This window comes from Pseudomonas sp. SB113, from assembly GCF_040754745.1.
GTDB lineage: Bacteria > Pseudomonadota > Gammaproteobacteria > Pseudomonadales > Pseudomonadaceae > Aquipseudomonas > Aquipseudomonas grimontii.
In genome coordinates this window covers 83,468-108,191 of sequence record NZ_JBFMHW010000005.1, presented here as the reverse complement: position 1 = coordinate 108,191, position 24,724 = coordinate 83,468, and the positions used below count along the sequence as shown (strand labels likewise).

Annotated in this window: 26 protein-coding genes and 1 pseudogene; 9 read left to right on the top strand and 18 right to left on the bottom strand. The window is 60.4% G+C overall.

Features of this window, described 5'->3' with window-relative positions; all coding sequences use genetic code 11:
• Nucleotides 1–6: 6 nt before the first annotated feature.
• Genes AB1462_RS08705 through exbB form a run of 3 tightly spaced genes read right to left on the bottom strand, consistent with a single transcriptional unit; the run spans nt 7 to nt 2,156 of the window.
• Nucleotides 7–756 carry an energy transducer TonB gene (locus AB1462_RS08705; RefSeq protein WP_090401431.1) on the bottom strand — a complete coding sequence of 250 codons (750 nt, stop codon included), beginning with the start codon at nt 754–756 and terminating at the stop codon, nt 7–9.
• A complete protein-coding gene (gene exbD, locus AB1462_RS08700) occupies nt 753–1,178 on the bottom strand; it encodes a TonB system transport protein ExbD (protein WP_032884416.1) in 426 nt (141 codons plus the stop codon). The genes AB1462_RS08705 and exbD overlap by 4 nt, the downstream gene beginning before the upstream one ends.
• Nucleotides 1,179–1,184: 6 nt before the next feature.
• Nucleotides 1,185–2,156: a tonB-system energizer ExbB gene (gene exbB / locus AB1462_RS08695; RefSeq protein ID WP_090401433.1), complete on the bottom strand. Its 972-nt coding sequence runs from the start codon at nt 2,154–2,156 to the stop codon at nt 1,185–1,187.
• 189 nt (nt 2,157–2,345) lie between these two features.
• Here exbB and AB1462_RS08690 point away from each other — a divergent pair, with 189 nt between their 5' ends.
• Nucleotides 2,346–3,197 carry an SDR family oxidoreductase gene (locus tag AB1462_RS08690; RefSeq protein ID WP_090401434.1) on the top strand — a complete coding sequence of 284 codons (852 nt, stop codon included), beginning with the start codon at nt 2,346–2,348 and terminating at the stop codon, nt 3,195–3,197.
• A gap of 62 nt (nt 3,198–3,259) precedes the next feature.
• On the opposite strand, the gene AB1462_RS08685 is transcribed toward AB1462_RS08690, so the two are convergent.
• The 6 genes from AB1462_RS08685 to AB1462_RS08660 all read right to left on the bottom strand — a co-directional run bounded on the left by AB1462_RS08685 (nt 3,260) and on the right by AB1462_RS08660 (nt 8,556).
• Nucleotides 3,260–4,003 (bottom strand): hypothetical protein, encoded by a 744-nt coding sequence (locus tag AB1462_RS08685; RefSeq protein ID WP_090401435.1) that lies wholly within the window; start codon nt 4,001–4,003, stop codon nt 3,260–3,262.
• Nucleotides 4,004–4,059: 56 nt separating this feature from the next.
• Complete coding sequence (locus tag AB1462_RS08680; RefSeq protein ID WP_367246582.1) at nt 4,060–4,440, bottom strand: RidA family protein; 381 nt, start codon at nt 4,438–4,440, stop codon at nt 4,060–4,062.
• 24 nt (nt 4,441–4,464) lie between these two features.
• A complete protein-coding gene (spoT, locus tag AB1462_RS08675) occupies nt 4,465–6,570 on the bottom strand; it encodes a bifunctional GTP diphosphokinase/guanosine-3',5'-bis pyrophosphate 3'-pyrophosphohydrolase (RefSeq protein WP_015886535.1) in 2,106 nt (701 codons plus the stop codon).
• 60 nt (nt 6,571–6,630) lie between these two features.
• Nucleotides 6,631–6,894, bottom strand: a complete 264-nt coding sequence (gene rpoZ, locus AB1462_RS08670; protein ID WP_017735757.1) for a DNA-directed RNA polymerase subunit omega — start codon at nt 6,892–6,894, stop codon at nt 6,631–6,633.
• Between the two features lie 167 nt (nt 6,895–7,061).
• Nucleotides 7,062–7,682 (bottom strand): guanylate kinase, encoded by a 621-nt coding sequence (gene gmk / locus AB1462_RS08665; RefSeq protein ID WP_027608284.1) that lies wholly within the window; start codon nt 7,680–7,682, stop codon nt 7,062–7,064.
• A 10-nt stretch (nt 7,683–7,692) separates the two neighbouring features.
• Nucleotides 7,693–8,556 carry a YicC/YloC family endoribonuclease gene (locus tag AB1462_RS08660; protein ID WP_259191627.1) on the bottom strand — a complete coding sequence of 288 codons (864 nt, stop codon included), beginning with the start codon at nt 8,554–8,556 and terminating at the stop codon, nt 7,693–7,695.
• A 216-nt stretch (nt 8,557–8,772) separates the two neighbouring features.
• Between AB1462_RS08660 and rph the strand changes: the two genes are divergently transcribed.
• A complete protein-coding gene (gene rph, locus AB1462_RS08655) occupies nt 8,773–9,495 on the top strand; it encodes a ribonuclease PH (RefSeq protein ID WP_016975928.1) in 723 nt (240 codons plus the stop codon).
• Between the two features lie 22 nt (nt 9,496–9,517).
• Nucleotides 9,518–9,886: a DUF4870 domain-containing protein gene (locus tag AB1462_RS08650; RefSeq protein WP_367246581.1), complete on the top strand. Its 369-nt coding sequence runs from the start codon at nt 9,518–9,520 to the stop codon at nt 9,884–9,886.
• Between the two features lie 58 nt (nt 9,887–9,944).
• On the opposite strand, the gene AB1462_RS08645 is transcribed toward AB1462_RS08650, so the two are convergent.
• Nucleotides 9,945–10,724: an exodeoxyribonuclease III gene (locus tag AB1462_RS08645; RefSeq protein WP_003195493.1), complete on the bottom strand. Its 780-nt coding sequence runs from the start codon at nt 10,722–10,724 to the stop codon at nt 9,945–9,947.
• Nucleotides 10,725–10,806: 82 nt separating this feature from the next.
• Here AB1462_RS08645 and pyrE point away from each other — a divergent pair, with 82 nt between their 5' ends.
• Nucleotides 10,807–11,454 carry an orotate phosphoribosyltransferase gene (gene pyrE, locus AB1462_RS08640; protein WP_027608288.1) on the top strand — a complete coding sequence of 216 codons (648 nt, stop codon included), beginning with the start codon at nt 10,807–10,809 and terminating at the stop codon, nt 11,452–11,454.
• Nucleotides 11,455–11,527: 73 nt separating this feature from the next.
• On the opposite strand, the gene AB1462_RS08635 is transcribed toward pyrE, so the two are convergent.
• From AB1462_RS08635 to coaBC, 6 genes and pseudogenes are all read right to left on the bottom strand, one after another.
• Nucleotides 11,528–12,397 carry a hypothetical protein gene (locus AB1462_RS08635; protein WP_090401437.1) on the bottom strand — a complete coding sequence of 290 codons (870 nt, stop codon included), beginning with the start codon at nt 12,395–12,397 and terminating at the stop codon, nt 11,528–11,530.
• Entirely contained in the window at nt 12,385–13,443 is a 1,059-nt protein-coding gene (locus AB1462_RS08630; protein ID WP_090401438.1) for a type IV toxin-antitoxin system AbiEi family antitoxin, read from the bottom strand. Before AB1462_RS08630 ends, AB1462_RS08635 begins: the two co-directional genes overlap by 13 nt.
• A 268-nt stretch (nt 13,444–13,711) precedes the next feature.
• Nucleotides 13,712–14,617 carry an acetylglutamate kinase gene (argB, locus tag AB1462_RS08625; RefSeq protein WP_015886532.1) on the bottom strand — a complete coding sequence of 302 codons (906 nt, stop codon included), beginning with the start codon at nt 14,615–14,617 and terminating at the stop codon, nt 13,712–13,714.
• 18 nt (nt 14,618–14,635) lie between these two features.
• Nucleotides 14,636–16,057 (bottom strand): annotated as a pseudogene (locus AB1462_RS08620) (phosphomannomutase/phosphoglucomutase); the annotation flags it as partial.
• 240 nt (nt 16,058–16,297) lie between these two features.
• Nucleotides 16,298–16,753, bottom strand: coding sequence for a dUTP diphosphatase (gene dut, locus AB1462_RS08615; RefSeq protein ID WP_053127661.1), 456 nt, complete (start codon nt 16,751–16,753; stop codon nt 16,298–16,300).
• Between the two features lie 5 nt (nt 16,754–16,758).
• Nucleotides 16,759–17,967, bottom strand: coding sequence for a bifunctional phosphopantothenoylcysteine decarboxylase/phosphopantothenate--cysteine ligase CoaBC (gene coaBC / locus AB1462_RS08610; protein WP_027608291.1), 1,209 nt, complete (start codon nt 17,965–17,967; stop codon nt 16,759–16,761).
• A 143-nt stretch (nt 17,968–18,110) separates the two neighbouring features.
• On the opposite strand from coaBC, the gene radC reads away from it, so the two are divergent.
• A complete protein-coding gene (gene radC, locus AB1462_RS08605) occupies nt 18,111–18,785 on the top strand; it encodes a DNA repair protein RadC (RefSeq protein WP_090401441.1) in 675 nt (224 codons plus the stop codon).
• A 28-nt stretch (nt 18,786–18,813) separates the two neighbouring features.
• Here radC and AB1462_RS08600 read toward each other — a convergent pair whose 3' ends face one another.
• The gene (locus tag AB1462_RS08600; RefSeq protein WP_315335372.1) at nt 18,814–20,406 is read right to left on the bottom strand and encodes an ABC transporter substrate-binding protein; all 1,593 of its coding nucleotides are present in this window, start codon (nt 20,404–20,406) and stop codon (nt 18,814–18,816) included.
• A gap of 458 nt (nt 20,407–20,864) precedes the next feature.
• Between AB1462_RS08600 and rpmB the strand changes: the two genes are divergently transcribed.
• Both rpmB and rpmG read left to right on the top strand, forming a co-directional pair.
• Entirely contained in the window at nt 20,865–21,098 is a 234-nt protein-coding gene (gene rpmB, locus AB1462_RS08595; RefSeq protein WP_003176907.1) for a 50S ribosomal protein L28, read from the top strand.
• Nucleotides 21,099–21,109: 11 nt separating this feature from the next.
• The gene (gene rpmG, locus AB1462_RS08590) at nt 21,110–21,265 is read left to right on the top strand and encodes a 50S ribosomal protein L33 (protein ID WP_003176906.1); all 156 of its coding nucleotides are present in this window, start codon (nt 21,110–21,112) and stop codon (nt 21,263–21,265) included.
• 71 nt (nt 21,266–21,336) lie between these two features.
• On the opposite strand, the gene AB1462_RS08585 is transcribed toward rpmG, so the two are convergent.
• The gene (locus AB1462_RS08585) at nt 21,337–21,699 is read right to left on the bottom strand and encodes a cupin domain-containing protein (protein ID WP_367246580.1); all 363 of its coding nucleotides are present in this window, start codon (nt 21,697–21,699) and stop codon (nt 21,337–21,339) included.
• A 230-nt stretch (nt 21,700–21,929) separates the two neighbouring features.
• Between AB1462_RS08585 and AB1462_RS08580 the strand changes: the two genes are divergently transcribed.
• Both AB1462_RS08580 and AB1462_RS08575 read left to right on the top strand, forming a co-directional pair.
• Nucleotides 21,930–23,423 (top strand): aldehyde dehydrogenase, encoded by a 1,494-nt coding sequence (locus AB1462_RS08580; protein ID WP_090401444.1) that lies wholly within the window; start codon nt 21,930–21,932, stop codon nt 23,421–23,423.
• 148 nt (nt 23,424–23,571) lie between these two features.
• Complete coding sequence (locus tag AB1462_RS08575) at nt 23,572–24,714, top strand: MFS transporter (RefSeq protein ID WP_090401445.1); 1,143 nt, start codon at nt 23,572–23,574, stop codon at nt 24,712–24,714.
• The last annotated feature ends 10 nt before the right edge of the window (nt 24,715–24,724 follow it).

Sequence of the window (24,724 nt, the reverse complement as noted above, 5' to 3'; positions counted from 1 at the left end):
TCATTTTCAGCGACGACGTTTTTCGATGTTGTACACGAACGGTGCAACGATCTCGATGCTGCCGCCTTTGAGCATATCGGCCGGCGGCTTGGGCAGCGGCTGGGCACGACGGATCATGTCGAGGGTGGCGCGGTCCAGGTCGGCGTTGCCGGAACGGCCCACCAACTCGTAGGACAGCACGTTACCGTCGGCGTCGACCACGAAGCGCAAGCGGTTCAGGCCTTCCTTGCCACGGGCCTGGGCACCTGGCGGGTACTTCTTGTACTTCTGCAAGTGCGCCAGCAGGCTGCCTTCCCAGGAAGCTTTGGCAGCGACCTGCTGGGGCGACGGCCCAGGAACCGGCTGGGCCGATTTTTCAGCTGGGGTGTTGGTCGGTGGCGTTTCGCTCGGCGGCTCTTCGGAAGGTTTCTCCTTGGGCGGCTCGGGTTTTTTCTCCACCGGTTTGGGCGGCTGAGGCTTCGGCTTGGGTTTGACCGGCTTGGGCACCTGGATCGTTGGCTTGGGTGCCTCGGCCAGCTTCGGCAAAGGCAGCTCTTCGACCGGCGCAGGCGGTTGCGGCGGCGTGACGACCTTGGGCGGTGCCGGAGGCGGCGGCGCTGGCATCGGCGCCAGGTCAATGACCATGGCAGCCGGTGGCAGTTGCGGCTGGCGCGGAACCGACATATGGAGCATCAACGCAATCGCGACGGCATGCACGCCCAGCACGACGGCAAGGCTGGTGCCATAACGCGTCAGTTTGTGGCGCGTCGTGATCATTTCTTGGCTGCCGTCTCAAGTCCGACCAGGCCTACCTTGAGGTAGCCGGCTGCCCGCAGGGCATCCATCACGCTCATCAGGTCGCCGTAGTCCACGCCCTTGTCGGCCTGGAAGAAGATCGTCGTGTCTTTCTTGCCTTGGGTCTTGGCATCGAGCACCTGCCCCAGGGTTTCGGCTTTGACTTCTTCTTCACCCAGGAACAGGCGTTGGTCCGCCTTGACGCTGAGGAACACCGGTTTCTCCGGCCGCGGCGCCGGCTTGGCGCTGGACGCGGGCAGGTCAACCTTGATGTCCACGGTGGCTAATGGCGCGGCCACCATGAAGATGATCAGCAGCACCAGCATCACGTCGATAAACGGCGTGACGTTGATTTCGTGGTTCTCGACGAGTTCGTCGTCGCCTTGATTCAAATGCAGGCCCATGGCCGATTACCCCACTTTCACCATGTGCGGTTGCGAGCTGCGCTCGGTAGGCAGGTGATCGAGGTCGCGGCTGACCAGCAGCAGGACTTCTGCCGACGCGTCCGATACCTGGGCCTTGTAGCCGGCAATCGAACGGGCGAAGACGTTGTAGATCACTACCGCAGGAATCGCGGCGACCAGGCCGAGAGCGGTTGCCAGCAAGGCTTCGGCGATGCCGGGGGCAACGACGGCGAGGTTGGTGGTCTGGGTTTTGGCGATGCCGATGAAGCTGTTCATGATGCCCCATACGGTACCGAACAGACCGACGAACGGCGCGGTTGAACCGATGGTAGCCAGCACACCCGTGCCGCTGCTCATGTTACGGCCGCAGGCTGCAACGAGACGCTCCAGGCGGAAAGCCACGCGTTCCTTGATGCCTTCTTTTTCACGGGTGTTGGCCGACAGGCGCATTTCTTCCAGCGCGTCGTGCACCAGGGTGTTGGCCAGGGTGCCCTTCTTGGTCGCGCTTTCGCTGGCTTCCTTGAGGGTGGTGGCTTTCTTCAGGTGGACGATTTCAGTGCGCAGACGACGCTTGGCACCCAGCAGCTCGAAGCCTTTGGCGATCCAGATGGTCCAGGTAATGATCGAGGCGATGGCGAGGCCGATCATCACGGCTTTCACCACCACGTCAGCATTCTGGTACATGCCCCATGGCGACAGGTCGTGGGCCATGCCCAGGGTGTTGTCTTCTTCCAGCACTACGCCGGTGTCGTCGGCAGCGGCAGCGGCAGCCGGGTCGGTAGCGGCCGGTGCTGCAGTGGGAGCAGCCGGAGTGGCGGTATTCTGCTCGGCGGCTGCCGGGGTAGCCGGGGCGGTGGCATCGGCGAATGCGGCGGTCGGCGCCAGCATTACGCTGAACAGCAGCGCAGCAATCGCACGCCAGGCGCGGGAAGGGCTGTGAAGCTTGGTTGGCGAAGCGGGGGTTGTATTACATGTCATGCTGGCCGGACCTGAGAGAAAAAAATGAGTGATCGTCCTTCCAGACCCCAAGAGGTCGAGGACAAATGGGCGGTTATTATTGCAAGTAATTCTTGTTAACAGAAGTAATACAGTAACTTTATTTGCCCTTTTTCTGGCCGTCGGTCATCTGCGAGGGCTAATCTAGACCTTTAAGAACGGAGTTTTATGATGTCTGTGCCTTCTGTTGTGATTGCCGGATGTGGCGATGTGGGTAGTCGGCTGGCTAGCCAATTGCTGGCCTCGGAATGGGAGGTTCATGGCCTGCGGCGCGATATTTCACGCCTGCCCGACGGGGTGATTGGCATTGCCGGCGACCTGTTCAACAAGGATTGCCCTGACACCTGGCCGATCGGCGGGGTGGATTACCTGGTGTACTGCGCCGCCGCGACCGACCACGATGAGGCCGGTTATCGCGCGGCTTACGTGCAAGGTTTGCAGCATGTGCTGGAGTGGCTGAAGGATTATGGCCAGGAGCCCAAGCACCTGCTGTTTGTGTCCAGCAGCAGTGTGTATGGCCAGCAAAATGGCGAATGGGTCGACGAAACGTCTGAGACCCAGGCGAAAGGCTATTCCGGGCAGGTGATGCTGGAGGCCGAGCAAGTGGCGCTCAATAGCGGCATCCCGGCAAGCATTGTGCGCCTGACCGGCATCTATGGCCCAGGCCGTGAGTGGCTGCTGACCCAAGTGCGCCAAGGCTACCGTGTGGCGATCGACCCTCCTCTATATGGCAACCGGATTCACGCGGACGATGCGGCGGGCTTGCTCGCGTTTTTGCTGCGGCATGTAGAGCAGGGCGGTTCGCTGGATAAGGTCTATATCGGCGTCGACGACGCACCGGCGCCGCTGGCTGAGGTGGTGGCTTGGTTGCGTGACTACCTGGGCGTGACGGAGTGGTCCGAGGACGCCAGTGTGCGGCGAGCGGGCAGCAAGCAGTGCAGTAATGCCCGAGCCAAGGCGCTGGGTTGGGCGCCGGCCTACCCGAGCTATCGCGAGGGTTATGCGGCCATTCTGAAAGGTTGAAGTACGGTTGAACATGTGGGAGGGGCAAGTCCCCTCCCACATTTAGGCATGCGCTTGGATGGCTATTGCTTCTCAAGCAGCCATTGGCGAGGGCCCGGTGTAAACGAAGGCACTTCGTCGGCCTGGGCGGTGTTGACCGCCTGGAAGATCTCCAGCTGCTTGCCCTTGCGCACGAAGATCCACGGGTTGCCTACGCCGTTGAGTTGCAGCCACATGCTGTCGTAGCCGCCGCTCATGGAGGCGCAGTCACCGGCCAGGCACAGTGAGTACCGATCGACATTGGGCAGGCCCACGACCTTGCCGTCGGGCTGGAACTGCACGATGGCGCCGTTGCCGAAGCCGTCAGTGATCTTCCAGTCGCCGCCCATGTAGGCCGAGTACAGCGCACGCTCGAAGTTGGCGCCCAGTGGCGCGCCTTCTGGTGCGGGTTCCTTGGCGCGTGCGAAGAGCTGTTCAGGCTCGTTGTCGTTGGCCACTTGCAGCAGTTGCTTGTCTTTGCGCTTGAGCTCGGTGGCGGAGCTGCCATAGAAGTCGACGCTCCAGGCGCCGGATTGCTCACCGAGCAACTTGCCTTCGGCTACTTCAAAACCGTTGTAGTAGCGCGCCTGCGAGGCCTTGGGGTTGACCTCCCATTCGAGGTTCGGGCCAAAGCTTTGCAGTGCTTCACGCAAAGGGCCGCCTTTGGCTGCCGCATCGATGGCGACCTGGTTGATCCAGGTGCCGCTCACATCCAGGTCGGCAGGGTTGCTGGCGCAGCCGCCGAGCAACAGGGCGAGCAACGAAGAGGCTACAAGCGCTTTGCGCATCATGAAATCCTTTTAAAACGAAGTCGGCGCAGCCTGTGGAGGCTGCGCCGGGTGTTTTACTCGATGACCAGAATCGCGTCCATCTCAACCTGCGCGCCCTTTGGCAGGGCTGCAACGCCAATGGCGGCACGGGCTGGGTAAGGTTGTTCGAAGTACTTGCCCATGATCTCGTTGACCTTGGCGAAGTGGCTCAGGTCGGTGAGGAAGATGTTCAGTTTGACGATGTCCTTGAAGGAGCCGCCTGCAGCTTCGGCCACGGACTTGAGGTTTTTAAAGACCTGTACGGTCTGGGCTTCGAAGCCTTCCACCAGTTCCATGGTCTTTGGGTCCAGCGGGATCTGGCCGGACATGTAGACGGTGTTGCCTGCCTTGATGGCCTGGGAGTAAGTACCGATGGCGGCTGGGGCTTTGTCGCTGGTAATAACGGTCTTGGTCATGAATGACTCCTTGTAATGGATGGGCTACGCACGCATGCGGGTGATGCGGATCACACCGGTCAAGGCGCGCAGTTTCTTGATTACGCGGGCCAGGTGCACGCGGTCATGCACGCTGACCACCAGCTGGACCACGCTGATGCGACCATCGCGCTCGTCCATGCTGATTTTCTCGATGTTGCCGTCGGCTGCGTTGACGCTGCTGGCCAGCAGGGCGATCAGGCCGCGCTGGTGTTCCAGCTCCACGCGCAGCTCGACGTTGAATTCGCCGGTGACATCCTTGGCCCACGAGAGCTGGATGCATTTTTCCGGGTTGTGACGGATCTCGGTGATGTTGCGGCAGTTGTCGAGGTGAACCACCATGCCTTTGCCAGCCGACAGGTGGCCCACGATCGGGTCGCCCGGGATCGGCGTGCAGCATTTGGCGTAGCTGAGCACCAGGCCCTCGGTTCCGCGAATCGCCAGTGGGCCTTCCGGGCTTGGCAGTTGTTCGCCTTCACCCAGCAGGCGGCGGGCGACCACGTAGGCCATGCGGTTGCCCAGGCCAATATCTTCCAACAGGTCTTCGATGGTTTCCTGGCGGTACTCGTGGAGCATCGCTTGCACGCGCTCTTGCGGAATCTTGTCCAGGGCGCTGTCGAAGCCGTTGAGCACTTTGTTCAGCAGGCGTTCGCCCAGGCTGATGGACTCGGAGCGGCGCTGCAGTTTCAGCGCATGGCGGATGTGCGTGCGCGCCTTGCCGGTGACCACGAAGTTCAGCCACGCCGGGTTCGGGCGCGCGCCGGGTGCACTGACGATCTCGACCGTGGAGCCGCTTTGCAGCGGTTCCGACAGCGGGGCCAGGCGGCGGTTGATCCGGCAGGCAATGCAGCTGTTACCGACGTCGGTGTGCACCGCGTAGGCAAAGTCGACCGCGGTGGAGCCTTTGGGCAGCTCCATGATCCGGCCTTTGGGCGTGAACACGTAGACCTCGTCCGGGAACAGGTCGATCTTCACGCTTTCGATAAATTCCAGGGAGTTGCCGGCACGTTGCTGCATTTCCAGCACGCCCTTGACCCACTGGCGGGCGCGGGCATGGGTGCCTTTGGGCTGCTCGTCGCCGCTGGATTTGTACAGCCAATGAGCGGCGATGCCGTTGTTGGCCATCTCTTCCATTTCGCGGGTACGGATCTGGATCTCGATCGGCACCCCGTGCATACCGAACAGTGTGGTATGCAGCGATTGATAGCCGTTGGCCTTGGGAATGGCGATGTAGTCCTTGAAGCGCCCCGGCAGGGGTTTGTACAAATTATGTACAGCGCCGAGCACGCGGTAGCAGGTATCGACCTTGTCCACGATGATGCGGAACGCGTACACGTCCATGATCTCGTTAAAGGCCCGGCGCTTGCCGCGCATCTTCTTGTAGATGCCGTAGATGTGCTTCTGCCGGCCACTGACCTCGCCCTCGATTTCGTCGATCGCCAGGCAATGGCTCAGGGATTCTTCGATCTTGTTGACGATTTCCTTGCGGTTGCCCCGGGCGCGCTTGACGGCCTGGTAGATGCGCGCCGAACGCATCGGGTGCATGGCCTTGAAGCCGAGGTCTTCGAACTCGATACGAATGGCGTGCATGCCCAGCCGGTTGGCAATGGGCGCGTAGATTTCCAGGGTTTCCTTGGCGATGCGCCGGCGTTTTTCGCCGGACAGCACTTCCAGCGTGCGCATGTTGTGCAGCCGGTCGGCCAGCTTGACCAGGATCACGCGGATATCCCGGGCCATGGCCATGGCCATCTTCTGGAAGTTTTCCGCCTGGGCTTCGGCCTTGGTCTCGAAGTTCATCTGGGTCAGTTTGCTGACCCCGTCGACCAGTTCGGCCACGGTTTCGCCAAATTGCGCGCTGAGCGCCTCCTTGGCAATACCGGTGTCTTCGATCACGTCATGCAGCATCGCGGCCATCAGGCTCTGATGGTCCATGTGCATATCGGCCAGGATATTCGCCACCGCAAGAGGATGGGTGACGTACGCCTCACCGCTTCGGCGGCGTTGGCCGTCGTGGGCTTGTTCGGCGTAGAAATACGCTCGGCGGACCAGGTTGACCTGGTCGGGGCCGAGGTAGGTCGATAAGCGATCGGCGAGGGCGTCTATGCTCGGCAAAGTGTGAACTCCTGCCGAAGGCTGTGACCCCGCGCCGTGCTACGTCGACCAGGCATAGGCTTAGACGGCCTCGTTGGACTCGTCCTCGAACGCTGCAAACAGCGGTTCGTCTTCAACGATTTCAGCGTTGGCGATGAACTCGTAGCTCATCAGGCCTTCAGCGATTTCACGCAGGGCTACAACGGTAGGCTTGTCGTTTTCCCACTGGACCAGGGGCTCTTTGCCGCCAGTGGCCAGTTGACGGGCACGCTTGGTAGAGAGCATGACCAGCTCAAAGCGGTTTGCCACGTGGTCTAGGCAGTCTTCAACGGTTACGCGGGCCATGATATTCCTCGGAGCGAATGCAAGATGCGCGCTGCCCGGTTGGGCGAGCGGACTAAACAGTTTAAAAAATCACCAGCGTTTAGGGAAGCGCTGATTTTTCGCAGGCCCTCGCAAAACCGCTACAAGCGCCAATGTAAAGCCCCTGCAGCGGTTTTGGGAAGAGCCAATCAGCCAAGCAGTTCGGCCAGTAATTTGCCGAAACGCTGCTGTTGACGCTTTTGCTGGAGTTGATTAGCGCGGAAAATCGCCTTCAGGTCGTCCAGTGCGTGGGAAAAATCGTCGTTAATGATCAGGTAGTCGTAGTCGACATAGTGGCTCATTTCGCTGACGGCTTCCCGCATGCGGCCTTCGATGATCTCGTCGCTGTCCTGGCCACGGTTGGTCAGGCGCTGGTGCAAGGCTTCGAGCGACGGCGGCAGGATGAAGATCGAGCGTGCCTTGGGCATCAGCTGGCGCACTTGCTCGGCGCCCTGCCAGTCGATTTCCAGGATCAGGTCGTGGCCTTCGTCCAGGGTCTGCTGCAGGTGGCTTTGCGAGGTGCCGTAGAGATTGCCGAAGACCTCGGCGCGCTCGAGGAAGTCGCCATGTTCGATCATCTTGACGAACTCGGTGCGCTCGACGAAGTGATAGTGCACGCCGTTCACCTCGCCCGGGCGCATGGCGCGGGTGGTGTGGGAGATCGAGATGCGAATCTGCTCGTCAGCGTCGGTCAGGGCCTTGACCAGGCTGCTCTTGCCCGCGCCCGAAGGGGCGGAAATGATGTAAAGGGTGCCGGTGCTATGGGTCATGGAGGTTGCCTTACTCAATATTCTGTACTTGTTCGCGCATCTGCTCGATCAACACTTTGAGGTTGACCGCCGCCGTGGTGCTGCGCGGATCGAAAGCCTTGGAGCCCAGTGTATTGGCTTCACGGTTGAGTTCCTGCATCAGGAAGTCCAGGCGCCGACCGGCGGCGCCGCCGGACTTGAGTACGCGGCGCACTTCGAGGATGTGGGTGCTCAGGCGGTCCAGCTCTTCGGCGACATCGCTCTTCTGCGCCAGCAGCACCATCTCCTGCTCCAGGCGCACGGGGTCGAGGTCGGCCCTCATGTCGGTGAAGCGGTCGAGGACCTTCTGGCGTTGGGTGGCGAGCATCTGCGGCACCAGCTCGCGCAAGGTGACCACGTCTGCTTCGATCGACGTCAGGCGTTCGTTGATCAGTCGGGCCAGTTCGGCGCCTTCGCGCTCGCGGCCGGCCTTGAGCTCCTTCAATCCCTGGGTGAACAGGGCGAGGGCTTCGGCATTGAGGGCCTGCGGGTCAGTGGCGTCGGCCACCAGCACGCCGGGCCAGGCCAGCACTTCCAGAGGGTTCAGCGCGGCGGGCTGCTTGATCAGGCCGGCGATGGTTTCGGCGGCGGCGACCAGTTGCGCAGCGCGTTCGCGGTCGACCTGCAGCGGCTTGCCGGTGGTTTCCTCGGTAAAGCGCAGGGTGCATTCCAGCTTGCCGCGGGAGATGCCTTGGCGCAGTGCCTCACGCACGGCGCCTTCGAGGTCACGGAAGGATTCCGGCAGGCGCAGGTGCGGCTCCAGGTAGCGGCTGTTGACCGAGCGCAGTTCCCAGCTCAGGGTGCCTTGGGCGCCGGCTTTTTCGACGCGGGCGAAGGCGGTCATGCTGTGCACCATGGAGGTACCTCGCGATGCAGTCCCGCGAAAGCGGGCTGATGGGTGAATTGAAGCCGACAGGCTGCGAAGGCGCGGGATTGTAGCGCAGTGGGGCGAGCGCGCCCAAACAATGGGCGATAGGCTGACCATTCGTAACCAGATTTTTAGAAGTGCCCCGAATCGGCTCGCGGCTCTATAATGCTCGGCAGTTTTTCGTCCTCAGTACAGGTATCCCCTATGAAACGTCCTAGTGGTCGCGCTGCCGATCAGCTCCGCTCGATCCGCATCACCCGCAACTACACCAAACACGCCGAGGGATCCGTACTGGTCGAGTTTGGCGATACCAAGGTTATCTGCACCGTCAGCGTTGAAAATGGCGTGCCGCGTTTCCTTAAAGGCCAGGGCCAGGGTTGGTTGACCGCCGAATACGGCATGCTGCCGCGCGCCACCGGCGAGCGTAACCAGCGTGAAGCCAGCCGTGGCAAGCAAGGCGGCCGCACCCTGGAAATCCAGCGCCTGATCGGGCGCTCGCTGCGCGCGGCGCTGGACATGTCCAAGCTGGGTGACGTGACCCTCTACGTCGACTGCGACGTGATCCAGGCCGATGGCGGTACGCGGACTGCATCCATCACCGGCGCCATGGTGGCGTTGGTGGACGCCCTTAAAGTCATCAAGAAGCGTGGCGGCCTGAAAGGCGGCGACCCACTGAAGCAGATGATCGCCGCCGTATCGGTGGGCATGTACCAGGGCGAGCCGGTGCTGGACCTGGACTACCTGGAAGACTCGGCTGCCGAGACCGATCTGAACGTAGTGATGACCAGTACCGGTGGTTTCATCGAAGTGCAGGGCACCGCCGAAGGTGCGCCCTTCCAGCCGGCCGAGCTGAACGCCATGCTGGCCCTGGCCCAGAAAGGCATGACTGAGATCTTCGAACTGCAAAACGCCGCACTGGCTGACTAAGCCGGCTTCAAGGAGAAGCGCCATGAGTGACAGTCAATTGCCGGTTCCGGCACCGACCAAGGAGGTTCGCCAGTGGGCGATGTTGTGTCACTTCGCGGCGTTCCTGGGGTTGGTATTCCCCTTCGGTAGCCTGTTGGGGCCGCTGATCGTGTGGCAGATCAAGAAGGATATGGACCCGCTTATCGATGATCAGGGCAAGGAAGCCCTGAACTTCCAGATCACCATGGCCATCGCCTGGCTGGTCTGCATGGTGCTGGGGTTCGTGGTGATTGGCTTTCTGCTGATGTTGATCCTGGTGGTGGCGGCGCTGGTGCTGACGATCATCGCTGGCATCAAGGCCAACAACGGCACTGCCTATCGCTACCCGTGGACCTGGCGCCTGGTCAAATAATGAGCGCCCACAAAAAAACCGACAGCGATGTCGGTTTTTTTGTGCCTGGATAAAGACCTTAGATGGTCAGTGTCCAGTCGTAGTCCACGATCAGCGGCGCGTGCTGCGAGAAGCGCGGCTGGCGCGGCAAACGTGCACTGCGCACGAACCGGCGCAGGCCTGGGGTCAGCAACTGGTAGTCGAAGCGCCAGCCCAGGTTGAGCATCTCAGCCTGTTCATTGTCTGGCCACCAGCTGTACTGGTCGCCTTCGCGGCTGACTTCGCGCAGTGCATCCACATAGCCCATGTTGCCGACAATCTCGTCCATCCAGGCCCGTTCCGGCGCCAGGAAGCCCGGGGATTGCTGGCTGTCGCGCCAGTTCTTGATATCCAGCTTCTGTTGCGCCACGTACAGCGAGCCACAATAAATGTACTCGCGACGTTTGCGTCGCTGTTTATCCAGGTAACGGGCGAAATCGTCCATTAGCTTGAACTTCTGGTTCAAGTCTTCATCGCCGTTCTGCCCCGAAGGAAGCAGCAAGGTCGCGATGCTGACCTTGTCGAAATCGGCTTGCAGGTAGCGCCCGTAGCGGTCGGCTGTCTCGAAGCCGAGGCCGCTGATGACCGCCTTGGGTTGCAACCGCGAGTACAAAGCCACGCCACCTTGGGTGGGCACTTCGGCATCGCAGGCATAAAGGAAGTAGCCATCCAGTTGGAAGGCTGGGTCGTCCAGTTCAAAGGCGGAGGCGCGGGTGTCCTGCAGGCAGATGACGTCGGCATTCTGAGCTTGCAGCCAACTGAGCAAACCACGCTCGACTGCAGCCTGAATACCATTAACGTTCACACTGATGATCCGCATAAATGGCCCCAAAAATCGCGTGCGTGTATGATACACGCCGTCTACCTAATTAGCTAAATCCGTGGTATCTGAGGCTTTTTTCATGCAGGCGTATCAACGCGATTTCATTCGTTTTGCCATCGATCGCGGGGTTTTGCGCTTCGGTGAGTTCACCCTCAAGTCCGGGCGCACCAGCCCGTACTTCTTCAATGCGGGCTTGTTCAACTCGGGTTCGGCCCTGGCTCAGCTGGGGCGTTTCTACGCGGCAGCCATTGTTGAAAGCGGTATTTCCTTCGACGTGCTGTTTGGCCCAGCCTACAAGGGTATCCCCCTGGCAGCTGCAACAGCCGTTGCCCTGGCGGAACATCATGGGCGGGATCTGCCATGGTGCTTCAACCGCAAGGAAGCCAAGGCCCATGGCGAAGGCGGCAGCCTCGTGGGCGCGCCGCTGACCGGCGATGTATTGATCATCGACGACGTGATCACGGCCGGCACCGCTATCCGTGAAGTGATGCAGATCATCGCGTCCCAGGACGGCGCCAAGGCCGCCGGTGTGCTGATCGCGCTGAACCGCCAGGAGCGCGGCAACGGTGAGTTGTCGGCGATCCAGGAAGTGGAGCGTGATTTCGGTATTCCAGTGGTAAGCATCGTGTCGTTGAACCAGGTGTTGCAGTTCCTGGAAGATGATCCGCAGCTCAAGCAGCACTTGCCGGCAGTTAAGGCGTATCGCGAGCAGTTCGGCGTTCAGTAATCGCCACGATAAAAAAGGCCCCGTTCCATTCAATTGATCGGGGCCTTTTTTCAGCTCGGGTTTCGGGGTGCTGCTACTCCCGCAGTCGCAAGGCGCGCAATAAAGCGTCAACCTGCCCGAAAGCGTCTTGTTGCCATTGGTCCGGTGTGCGATCTCCGAGTATTTGGCTGTCTTCGACGAATCGCCTTACGGCGGTCGGGCCATAACCTTCGGCGATATCAAACTTTTCGCCGATGAACTGAAACCCCTGTTCTCCACTCCCGGTTTCCAGTACTGATCGACATTCCTCAGCAAGCGCTTGCATGCCTCCGGGGAAATTACGGACGCAGTAGTAGATGTCATATGCGTCCTTCTGTTTGTGCCTTCCGTTCAGGGCGTATCCCTTCATCGCCAGCAGGGCGGGGATCGAGCACACCGCGACCTCGACACGATTTTTGCCACCCGCAGGCATGGAGCCTTCAATGGCAACCATTTGATAGAAGCGCATCGCCAAGTCGGCACCGTCAGCGCGTTGAACTGCAAAGTCGTTGAGAATGGGAGGTTTGTTCTGGATGATTTCGGCGTCGCGCGGCATCAAGAAGTCCACGATCACATCTATCGCCGATCCACCGTCTTGCACGGCAACCTGGCGAACGAGCTGGAATCGCCGCAGTTCTCCTCTTTGTTCGTACCCATTACCCATCAGTGCTTCAATCAACGTCGCGTACTCGCCATCACCGAGAGCCTCTGCGTCCAAGCTCAAATCGACATCGAGGGTTCCAACGTGCTGCATATCGTCGTTCGCCAGCAGGAGCCAAGGCACCGCGCCACCGATCACTGCAAACTTGCCTTTGAAGGAACCAAGGATCTGACCGATCTCGACTAATACCGCCTTCACGGCAGCTGTCGTTCTGTCGTCATAATCTGAGGCGGATTGAGGTTCTTGAGGGATTAACGAGACCATGTCAGTTTTTCCTGTCGTAGATATTCGGCGGCTTCCTCTCCGCGCTCTCCCGCAACCGATAGATCCAAATATGTCTGAACGGGGCTGGTGCACAGGGCGCCCGGTGCGGGTTCAACGGTGTCCAGTAGGAGTCCTTCGTCGTTGGGTAAAGTGATGACAACGTTCTCTCCCTTTGATGCAGGAACCAACTGTAGTGCTTTAACCAGTCTCTCTAGCCCTTCAATGTCGGCATAAAAGTAATTCGTGCTGATGCGGGCATAGGGTGCGAGCCATTGAGCGGCAGAAAAGGACGAAAAAAGTGCGTGTCCGCCGCTCCTTTCTCCAATAGCGATGCGCGCGGCATTTTCCAATGCGCTGCCATGTAAGGTGGTATAGAAGCCCTTACGCTCTCCTGATGGAGGCTCGTATGCTTCGGCCCATGCATCCAGGAGCGCTTGAGGATCGGATAGACATACGCCGTCGTTTGTCGCTCTTGCCCATTCTCGATTCAGTAGCGCTGTGCGGACATTGCTGACTTGTCCCAGGCTTACCCCGGCGGCTTCGCACAGTTCTACCACCCGCCAGGCTCGGCCCGGATCCCGAAGCATCGTGCGTATGATCTGCGCTGATTTCGGTTTGAAGAAAGACTTAAGCTCCCTGTGCTCCGAGAGCGGCTTGCCAGCTACTTGGTGATCAATGAATACACCATCGAACGAGATCCAGGCATTACCTTCCAGGTCCAGATATCCCACACCCTTTTCCCGACACAATTGTCTTGCTACGGGTGAAAGATAGGGTGCTACCACAATAGGCGTAGCCTCTGGCCTTTGCTCGCTCACATAGTCGCGAAGCTGAAGTATGGCCGCGTTTATGAATCGGGGCTGGCCGTTTGCTTTTACCTCGCACACCAGAGGGCGTGATTTGCCTGATGCGTTAATCTCGATAATGAAGTCCGGAGTCCAGCCTTTTGAAGGAGGCATAGATTTGAGGCTTTTAATCTCGAGAATCGGTACCTTGCTCAGGAGGCTTCGCAGCGCATCTCTGGAGTGAATTTCGAGTTCTTTCATTAATTGAGCCCTTTTCAGCGAATGTTGAAAATAGCTATTGCGATGAAAAAAGTCGAGGAATTTCACCCTTTATGATGTTTTCAGTGAATGTTGAAATATCCACTAATACTGAAAAACTTCAGCGGCGTTTTCGTGATCATCGTTGTAGGCTGCGTTTCCATTGCGCATAAAAAACCGCAGATTCTACTTTGCCTGACGAAGATTCCGTACATGGGTACGTATTGTCGTAGGCGCCGTAAGAAACTGCGGTTTTTTGGTGCTTTATAAATCAGGGACGCTTGCGGTTACTGATCAGCGTGCCCACACCTGTATCGGTGAAGATTTCCAGCAGGATTGCATTCGGCACACGGCCATCCAGGATCAGCGAGCTGCCGACGCCGCCTTGCACTGCTTCCAGCGCGCAACGGATTTTCGGCAACATGCCGCCGTAGATGGTGCCATCGGCGATCAGCTCGTCCACTTGTTGAGTGGTCAAGCCGGTCAGCACCTTGCCTTCCTTGTCCATCAGGCCGGCGATGTTGGTGAGCAGCATCAGCTTTTCAGCCTTCAATGCTTCGGCCACCTTACCGGCCACAAGGTCGGCGTTGATGTTGTAGGACTCACCGTTGGCACCCACGCCGATCGGCGCTATCACCGGGATGAAGTCACCCTTGACCAGCAGGTTCAGCAGGTCGGTGTTGATGCCGATCACTTCGCCCACCTGGCCGATGTCGATGATTTCCGGCTGGGTCATTTCCGGCGTCTGACGGGTAACGGTCAGTTTTTTCGCACGGATCAGCTCGGCGTCCTTGCCGGTCAGGCCAATGGCGCTGCCGCCGTGACGGTTGATCAGGTTGACGATGTCTTTGTTCACCTGGCCGCCGAGGACCATCTCCACCACGTCCATGGTCTGCGCGTCAGTGACGCGCATGCCATCGATGAAGTGACTCTCGATCGACAAGCGCTTGAGCAGGTCGCCGATTTGCGGGCCGCCGCCGTGGACCACCACGGGGTTGATCCCCACGGCCTTCATCAACACGATGTCACGGGCAAAGCCGGTTTTCAGCTCGTCGCTTTCCATGGCATTGCCGCCGTACTTGATCACCAGCGTCTTGCCGACGTAGCGTCGAATGTAAGGCAACGCTTCGGACAGGACCTTGGCGGTGTTGGCAGCGGCTTCGCGTTCGAGGGTCATTCAGGGCTCCGGTAAAAATCAGAACGGTAATTGGAGATCAGGGGCAACACGTTTCAACTGGGCGTGGAACACGTCCTTGATGCGCTGCAACTCAGCCTCGGTATCCGCCTCGAAACGCAGCACCAGCACCGGTGTGGTGTTGGACGCGCGAACCAGGCCCCAGCCTTTGGCGTAATCGACTCGCACACCATCAATGGTGGTCAGGTTGGCGCCTTCACCCCATTGCGCATCGTGCAGTGCGTCAATGATGCTGAATTTGCTCTCCTCGGTCACATGGATATTGATCTCTGGCGTAGAAATATCATTCGGGAAGGTCTGAAACAGCTCCTCGGCGGTGGATTTTTCCTTGCTGAGGATCTCCAGCAGACGGGCGGCGCTGTAAATGCCGTCGTCAAACCCGAACCAGCGCTCCTTGAAGAATACGTGGCCGCTCATTTCGCCGGCCAACAGGGCGCCGGTTTCCTTCATTTTCTTTTTGATCAACGAGTGACCGGTCTTCCACATTAGTGGGCGACCGCCGTATTCCTTGATCAACGGGGTGAGGCGGCGGGTGCATTTCACGTCGAAAATGATCTCGGCACCAGGGTTGCGCGCTACCACATCGCGGGCAAACAGCATCAGCAGGCGGTCCGGGAACACGATCTCGCCGGTTTCGGTCACCACGCCCACGCGGTCGCCGTCACCGTCGAAGGCCAGGCCGACGTCAGCGCCGGTTTCCTTGACCTTGGCAATCAGGTCCACCAGGTTTTCTGGCTTGCCCGGGTCCGGGTGGTGGTTGGGGAAGTTGCCATCGACCTCGCAGAACAGCGGGATCACTTCGCAGTTCAGGGCTTCGAGCAGCTGCGGGGCGATTACGCCGGCCGCGCCGTTGCCGCAGTCCACTACCACTTTGAGACGTCGTGCGAGTTTGACGTCGCGGGTGATTTCGTCAGAGTAGCGCGGCAGGATGTCAACTTTGGTGATGCTGCCTTGGCCGCTCGTCAGGTCGTTGGTCTTCAGGCGGGTGTGCAGGGCCTGGATCTGTTCGTTGGCCAGGGTGTCGCCGGCGATGACGATCTTGAAGCCATTGTAGTCCGACGGGTTATGGCTACCGGTCAGCATCACCCCGGATTTGCCGGCCAGTACGTTGGCGGCGTAGTACAGCGCAGGGGTGGGCACCAGGCCTACGTCGCTGACATGGCAGCCGCTGTCGGCCAGGCCCTGGATCAGTTGTTCCACCAGTTCCGGACCGGACAGGCGACCGTCACGGCCGACCGAAACGTTCGGCTCGCCCTGGGCCAGGCTCTGGGAGCCAATGGCGCGGCCAATCCAGTAGGCGGTCTCGGCGGTCAGGGTCTTGGGCACTACGCCACGAATGTCATAGGCGCGAAAGATGCTGTCGGGGAATGTCGGGGCTACTCGGGCTGCGGTACTCATCGCGGGGGGAAACTCCATCTCAAGGGGGCAAGGCTGGCCTTAATGTGGCTGACCGGCAGGCTCAAACTGAAGGGTATGACGGTGTTTTCGGCAGAGAGTTCGTGGTGCAAAAGTGCCATCGGAGCTTGGCTCCTGTCTTTTTGTCTGCGTAATGCGTTGATTTCAATGGGGAAATCTCGCTGATAAAGTCCGCGCATTCTTCATCCTGAAAAGCCTTGCGGGGGCGTTGAGCCGGGCAAAAGCGCCCGGCCAGGCTCAGCGTAGTCAGTGACTGCCGGAATGCCCAAAACCGCCTGCGCCGCGTTGGGTTTCATCGAAATCCTGCACCAGTTCGAAGTGCGCCTGCACCACCGGCACCAGTACAAGCTGGGCAATGCGCTCGCCGACAACGATGTTGAACGCCGTCTGGCCACGGTTCCAGCATGACACCATCAGCTCGCCTTGGTAGTCCGAGTCGATCAGGCCTACCAGGTTGCCCAGCACGATGCCGTGTTTGTGGCCCAGGCCGGAGCGCGGCAGGATCAGCGCCGCCAAGCCTGGGTCGCCGACGTAGATCGACAGACCGGTAGGGATCAGGAGGGTCTGGCCCGGCTCAAGGACGGTGTCTTGCTTGAGCATGGCGCGCAGGTCCAGGCCGGCGGAGCCTGGGGTGGCGTAGGCCGGCAGCGGGAATTCGGTGCCGATGCGGGGGTCGAGGATCTTGGCTTGCAAAGCGTGCATGGAAATTAAACCTGGTTCAGCCGTTGGGCGATAAAAGAGATCAGTTGGCGGGCAATCTTGCCTTTGCTGGTCTGGGCGAAAAGGGTGGCGTGCAGCTCGCGGTCGATCACGCTGCAGGCGTTTTCCTCGCTGTTGAAGCCGATGCTCGGGTTGGCGACATCATTGGCAACGATCAGGTCGAGGTTTTTGTCTTTCAGTTTGCGTGCGGCGTAGTCCAGCAGGTGCTCGGTCTCGGCGGCAAAGCCGACGCTGAAGGGGCGGTCCGGACGCGTGGCGATGGTTGCCAGAATGTCCGGGTTGCGCACCATTTGCAGGAGCAGGCCGTCGCCACTCGTAGGGTCTTTCTTGAGCTTTTGCGGGGCGACGACTTCCGGGCGGTAGTCTGCAACTGCTGCCGAAGCGATAAACAGGTCACACGGGATGGCGGCCTCACAGGCCGCCAGCATGTCCCGGGCGCTGACTACGTCGATGCGCGTGACGCGATCTGGGGTCGGCAAGTGCACCGGGCCGGTGATCAGGGTAACGCGTGCGCCGGCCTCGACCGCAGCTTCCGCCAAGGCAAAGCCCATTTTTCCTGAGCTATGGTTGGTGATGTAGCGCACAGGGTCGATGTTTTCCTGGGTCGGGCCCGCCGTAATCAGCACGTGCCTGCCGGTCAGGGCCAAGTGCTGGAAACACTCGGCGGCGCACAGCGCCAGGTCGGTGGCTTCGAGCATGCGGCCCATGCCGACATCGCCGCAGGCCTGGCTGCCGGAGGCCGGGCCGAACACCTTGAGGCCACGGCTTTGCAGGAGTTGGGTGTTCGCCTGGGTCGCCGGGTCGCGCCACATGGCCTGGTTCATGGCCGGGGCGATGGCGACGGTGGCATCGGTGGCCAGTACCAAGGTGGTCAGCAGGTCATCGGCAATACCTTGCGCCAGGCGCGCGATCAGGTCGGCGGTGGCAGGAGCGATCAGCACCAGGTCGGCCCACTTGGCCAGCTCGATATGACCCATGGCGGCTTCGGCTGCCGGGTCCAGCAGGTCCAGATGAACCGGGTGTCCGGACAAGGCCTGCATGGTCAGCGGGGTGATGAACTCACTGCCGCCGCGGGTCATGACCACGCGCACTTCGGCGCCCTGGTCGAGAAGCCTGCGGACCAGCTCTGCGCTCTTGTAGGCGGCAATGCCGCCGCCGACGCCGAGAACGATGCGTTTCCGATACAGACGCTGCATTGGTTTGCCTTTCCAGTTCAGTGAAGCCAGTTCAGTGACGCCTGCGATGCCCCCTCCCCAGGTGAAATCGCACGCAAAAAAGAGGGCCTACGATAACACAGCGTCCGTTCCGCAACAGCGGCGCACATGCACAGGGAGGTGGGATGAGTATTCGTGATTGGCCGGCGGCAGAGCGGCCGCGAGAGAAGCTTTTGGAGTGGGGCGCGGCGAGTCTGTCCGATGCTGAATTGCTGGCGATCTTCCTGCGCACCGGGGTAACCGGCAGGAGCGCGGTGGACCTTGCGCGCCATCTGCTGGCGCAATTTGGCGGTCTGCGCCCGCTGCTGGAAGCCAGCCAGGCGTTGTTCAGCCAGCAATTGGGCTTGGGGCCGGCGAAGTTTGCGCAGTTGCAGGCGGTGCTGGAAATGTCCCGGCGCCATATGGCCGAGCGCCTGCGTTGCGATTCGGTGCTGGAAAACCCGGTGGCGGTGCGCGACTACCTCAAGGCGTTGTTGCGTCATGAGCCACACGAGATCTTCGGCTGCCTGTTTCTTGATTCAAAGCACCGGGTGTTGGGGTTCGAGGCGTTGTCCCAAGGAACCATCGACGCGGCCGTGGTTTACCCCCGTCAAGTGGTCAAGCGTGCCCTGGCCTATAACGCCGCGGCGTTGATTCTGTGTCACAACCATCCTTCCGGGAACGCGGAGCCCAGCGCGGCTGATCGAAAATTGACCAAACTGCTGCAAAAGGCCCTGGAAGTGGTGGATGTGCGGGTACTGGATCACATCATCGTGGGGGACGGTGATCCGTTGTCGATGGCCGAATATGGCTGGATGTAAGCCCGCCCCCTGGGGGCGGGCCTGGTTCTCATGGTTTGACGCTGACCTTCGAGAAGTCCTGGCGCCCGAACGGGCTCACCTGATAGCCCTCGACGTTTTTGCGCGCCAGGGCGAACGCCGTCGGGTGCGCCAGCGGCAACCACAGCGCCTGTTGCTGGATCTGCGCCTGGGCCTGTTGATACAGCTTGCTGCGCACGCCTTGTTCGCTGGTGGTCTTGCCGGCGCTGATCAGCTTGTCCAGCGCCGGATCACAGTAGCGGGCGAAGTTGGTGCCGGATTTAACCGCCGCGCAGGAAAACTGCGGGGTCAGGAAGTTATCCGGGTCGCCGTTGTCGCCTGCCCAGCCCATGAACAGCAGGTCGTGTTCACCCGCTTTGGCGCGGCGAATCAGCTCACCCCATTCGATCACGCGGATCTCGGCCTGGATGCCAATCTTGGCCAGGTCCGCCTGCAGCAGTTGTGCGCCGAGGTTCGGGTTAGGGTTCAGCAGGCTGCCGGTGGGGCGCGTCCAGAGGGTGGTCTTGAATCCGTCCTTGAGGCCGGCGCGGTCCAGCAAGGCCTTGGCCTTGGCGAGGTCCTGGGGATAACCCGGCAAGTCTTTGGCGTAGCTCCAGGTATTCGGCGGGTAAGGGCCGTTGGCGGCTTCGGCGGTGCCTTCAAACACGGCCTTGAGGTAGCTGCCCTTGTCGAAGGCGAGGTTGATTGCCTGGCGCACCTCGGGCTTGTCCAGTGGCGGGTGCTGGCTGTTGATGGCCACGAATGCGGTCATGAACGCTGCGGTTTTTTCCACCTTGAGTGCTGGGTCCTTTTCGGCCTCGCCCACATCCAGGGGCTTGGGCGACAGGGCGATCTGGCATTCATCGCGGTGCAGTTTCTGCAGGCGCACGTTCGCGTCCGGGGTAATGGCGAATATCAAGTTATCCACAGCCGGTTTGCCGGCGAAGTAGTCCGGGTTGGCCTTGTAGCGCACCACGGCATCTTTCTGGAAACGGCTGAAGATGAACGGCCCGGTGCCGATCGGTTGGCTGTTGAGCTTCTCTGGCGTGCCGGCCTTGAGCAGTTTGTCGGCGTATTCCGCCGGATAGATCGAGGCAAAGCCCATGCTCAGGGCCGCGAGGAAGGTGGAGTCGGCGTGATCGAGGGTAAAGCGCACGGTCAGCGGGTCGAGGGCATCGATCTTCTTGACCAGGGCTGGCAATTGCAGGGACTGGGCGTGGGGGAAGCCGCTCTGGGCGATCTTATGCCACGGGTTGGCCGGGTCGAGCATGCGTTCGAAACTGAAGCGCACGTCTTCGGCGGTCAGGGTGCGGCTTGGGGTGAAATACTCGGTGCGATGGAATTTCACGTCCGGGTGCAGCTTGAAGGTATAGGTCAGGCCATCCGGCGAGACGTCCCAGCTGTCCGCCAGGCTCGGCACCAGTTTGCCGCTGGCTGCGTCGTAATCCACCAGGCGGTTCATCAGCACATCGGCCGAGGCGTTGGTGGTGGTCAGCGAGTTGTACTGCACCACATCGAACCCTTCGGGGCTGGCCTCGGTGCAGACGCTCAAATTGCTGGCGGCAGAGGCCAGCGGCGCGATAAATAGAGGGGCTAGCAATAGCGGTAGGGCAGCGAGGCGCATGTTCGGTTTCCTTTGCAGATCGAAGGCCCATCTGCGAGTGCAGTCTGGAAAAGCCCTACCGTAGTGGTCTGATTGATAAATGACTAGCCCATTTTTGCCTGTGCTTTTGCCTCAAATGCTGTTTTGATGGCACCCCAGCGCGTTTCGCTGTGCGCTTTACGGCGCGCGCGAGCGCTGTAAATCATTCTGTGCGACGAGCGGTCGGCTGTTACAGCGGCCCCTCCTGGCAACGGTTCGGGCGTCTGTCGCCGAGATTTACGCCGGTAAAAATACACGGGCTGTTGTTGCACATGGGTCTTTCTGGTATAAAGCAGCGCTCTTTTCTAGGGGCCCGGTTCCTTCGCTTGTAGGTGTAGCCGGTAAGACCCTAAAGAAACGCGGCGCCTGGCGCCAAATGACTGAGAGATTAAGCGGCCAACCCATGCCGGGTTGGGCATGTGGTTTTAGAGGGCTGAGGCATGTCGAGAGTCTGTCAAGTTACCGGTAAGGGTCCGGTGACTGGGAATAACATTTCCCACGCAAATAACAAAACCCGTCGTCGTTTCCTGCCGAACCTGCAGCATCACCGCTTCTGGGTTGAAGAAGAGAAACGTTTTGTTCGCCTGCGTGTATCTGCCAAAGGCATGCGCATCATCGACAAGCGTGGCATCACTGTCGTGCTGGCCGAAATCCGTGCCGCTGGCAAGATCTAAGGAGCTCTATCATGCGTGAATTGATTCGAATGATCTCTAGCGCCGGTACTGGTCACTTCTACACTACCGACAAGAACAAGCGTACTACCCCGGACAAGCTCGAAAAGAAAATGTTCGACCCGCGCGTTCGCAAGCACGTGATCTACAAAGAAGGCAAAATCAAGTAATTGATTTTCTTCCTTGTGAAAAAAAGCCCGTATCTCACGATACGGGCTTTTTTTTGCCTGGGATTTGTTGATCAGGCTTTCTGCTCGAACACCACGTAGATCTTGCGGCACGGCTCCAGCACTTCCCAAGTGCCGCTGAAACCGGCGGGGATCACGAAGCGGTCGCCGGCACGCAAGGTCTTGGCGTTACCCTCGCCATCGCGTAGCACCGAAACCCCCTGCACGATCTCGCAATACTCATGCTCGCTGTAGTTGATCTTCCATTGCCCGACGTCACCTTCCCAGACCCCGGCGCTCATCTGGCCGCATGGGCTGTTGTAATGGTTGTACACCGTTTGTTCGGGATCGCCCTTGAGGATTTTTTCGGCGGCAGGGCGGTAGCGGTCTGGGGCGGTGTTGGCTTGGTTGAAGTCGACGATGTCCTGGATGCTCATGTGCGTGTCCCGTCTGGCCTGGGGTTGGAGAGCCCAAAGTCTATGTTTATTAAAATGAACATCGCAAGGGCGTTTACCGGCGTTATGTCAAATATATTGAAACATCCCCGGCCGCTGGTTTAGGGTGGCAGCTGCCTTTGAGCCGAACAGCTGGCTGGCGGGCAAGCATTCTTTGAGGCTGCCGGGGGACATCGCCTGGCCCTTGTATTCAATAAGAGGAGGACACTCGCATGACCACCCTGACCCGTGCCGACTGGGAACAACGCGCCAAGGATTTGAAGATCGAAGGCCGCGCCTACATCAATGGCGAATATACCGCTGCTGTTTCCGGTGACACCTTCGAATGCATCAGCCCGGTCGATGGCCGCCTGCTCACCAGCGTGGCCAGTTGTGACGCCGCCGACGCCCAGCGCGCTGTGGAAAACGCCCGCGCCACCTTCAATTCCGGTGTCTGGTCGCGCCTGGCGCCGGCCAAACGCAAAGCCACCATGATCCGTTTCGCCGCGCTGCTCAAGGCCAATGCCGAAGAGCTGGCGCTGCTCGAAACCCTGGACATGGGCAAGCCGATCAGCGATTCCCTGAACATTGACGTGCCCGGCGCGGCAAATGCTCTGAGCTGGAGCGGCGAGGCAATCGACAAGATCTACGACGAAGTCGCTGCCACCCCGCACGATCAGTTGGGTCTGGTGACCCGCGAGCCGGTCGGCGTTGTGGGGGCCATCGTGCCGTGGAACTTCCCGCTGATGATGGCCTGCTGGAAGCTCGGCCCGGCGCTGTCGACCGGTAACTCGGTGATCCTCAAGCCGTCCGAAAAATCCCCGCTCACGGCCATCCGCATCGCGGCCCTGGCCGTTGAAGCCGGTATTCCCAAAGGCGTGTTCAACGTGCTGCCGGGCTACGGCCACACCGTCGGCAACGCGCTGGCGCTGCACATGGACGTCGATACGCTGGTGTTCACCGGTTCGACCAAGATCGCCAAGCAACTGTTGATCCGCTCCGGCGAATCGAACATGAAGCGCGTATGGCTGGAAGCCGGCGGCAAGAGCCCGAACATCGTGTTTGCCGATGCTCCGGACTTGCAAGCCGCCGCCGCGTCCGCCGCCAGCGCCATCGCCTTCAACCAGGGCGAAGTCTGCACCGCCGGTTCGCGCCTGCTGGTGGAGCGTTCGATCAAGGACACATTCCTGCCGCTGGTGATCGAGGCCCTCAAGGGCTGGAAACCCGGCAATCCACTGGATCCGGCGACCAACGTCGGTGCGTTGGTGGACACCCAGCAGATGAACACCGTGCTGTCGTACATCGAGGCGGGGCACGCCGACGGCGCCAAGTTGGTAGCGGGCGGCAAGCGCATCCTGGAAGAGACGGGCGGCACCTACGTCGAGCCGACGATTTTCGACGGTGTGACCAACGCCATGAGAATCGCCCAGGAAGAAATCTTCGGCCCGGTGCTGTCGGTGATCACCTTTGACGGCGCCGAAGAAGCGATCAAGATCGCCAACGACACCCAATATGGCCTTGCCGCTGCGGTGTGGACGTCGGACATTTCCAAGGCGCACCTCACCGCCAAGGCCCTGCGTGCCGGTAGTGTGTGGGTTAACCAATACGACGGCGGCGACATGACCGCACCGTTTGGCGGCTTCAAGCAGTCGGGTAATGGTCGCGACAAGTCGCTGCATGCATTCGACAAGTACACCGAGCTGAAGGCGACCTGGATCAAGCTGTAAGCAACACTGCAGCCAAATGTGGGAGGGGGCTTGCCCCCGATAGCAGTGTGTCAGGCACTAACAGTGCTCAATGATCCACCGCAATCGGGGGCAAGCCCCCTCCCACACTGTTTTGTGTGAACCCATAATTATCCACAGGAGCGTGGTAATGCGTTGGGCGACCTATTTCGCCGTCCTGGCCTCGGTACTCAGTGTCGGCCTGGCCCTGGGCGTCAGCATGCCGTTGGTATCCCTGCGCCTTGAGGGCTGGGGCTACGGCAGTTTCGCTATTGGCGTAATGGCCGCCATGCCCGCCTTCGGCGTATTGCTTGGCGCCAAGGTCTCCAGCCGGTTGGCCGCCTGGCTCGGTACCGCCAACCTGATGCGCTTGTGCCTGTGGGGCGGCGCGGTGTCCATCGGGTTGCTGGCAATTCTGCCCAGCTACCCGATATGGCTGGTGTTGCGCCTGATGATCGGGGTGATCCTGACCATCGTGTTTATCCTCGGCGAAAGTTGGATCAACCAGTTGGTGGTGGAGCAGTGGCGCGGCCGTCTGGTGGCGCTGTATGGCTGCAGTTATGCCTTGAGCCAGCTCTCGGGGCCCTTGCTGCTGGGCGTGATCGGTACCGACCATGACTATGGTTTCTGGGTCGGTGTTGGCCTGCTGGTGCTGGCTCCGCTGGCATTGCTGGGCCGCTCCGGTGCGCCGAGTGCCGAATCGTTCAGCGTGACCTTCGCGGACTTGTGGCGTTTCTGCCTGAGCCTGCCGGCGATTGCCTGGGCGGTGGCGCTGTTCGCCGCGTTTGAGGCGATGATCCTGACGCTGCTGCCGGTGTATTGCCTGCAGCAGGGTTTCACTGCGGAAATTGCCTTGGCGATGGTCAGCACGGTGGTGGTCGGCGATGCGCTGCTGCAACTGCCCATCGGTGCGCTGGCGGATTACCTGCCGCGGCGCACCTTATTCCTGAGTTGCGCGCTGTTGTTGCTGGCGTCGAGCCTGGCCGTTCCGTTGCTGATGCACACGCTGCTGATCTGGCCACTATGGGTGCTGTTCGGCGCCAGTGCTGGCGGGTTGTTCACGTTGTCGCTGATTCTGATCGGCGAGCGTTATCGTGACGATGCGCTGGTGCGTGCCAACGCCCACATCGCGCAGTTGTGGGGCATCGGTTGCCTGATCGGCCCGCTGGTGGCCGGCGCGGGTAGCCAGTGGATCAGTGGGCATGCGCTGCCGTTGCTGATGGCGGTCGGGGCATTGGGTTTGGTGGTGCTGTTGCTGCGCCAAGGCGCATTTGGTGCTGCTCAGCCGGCTTGATCCTCACTGT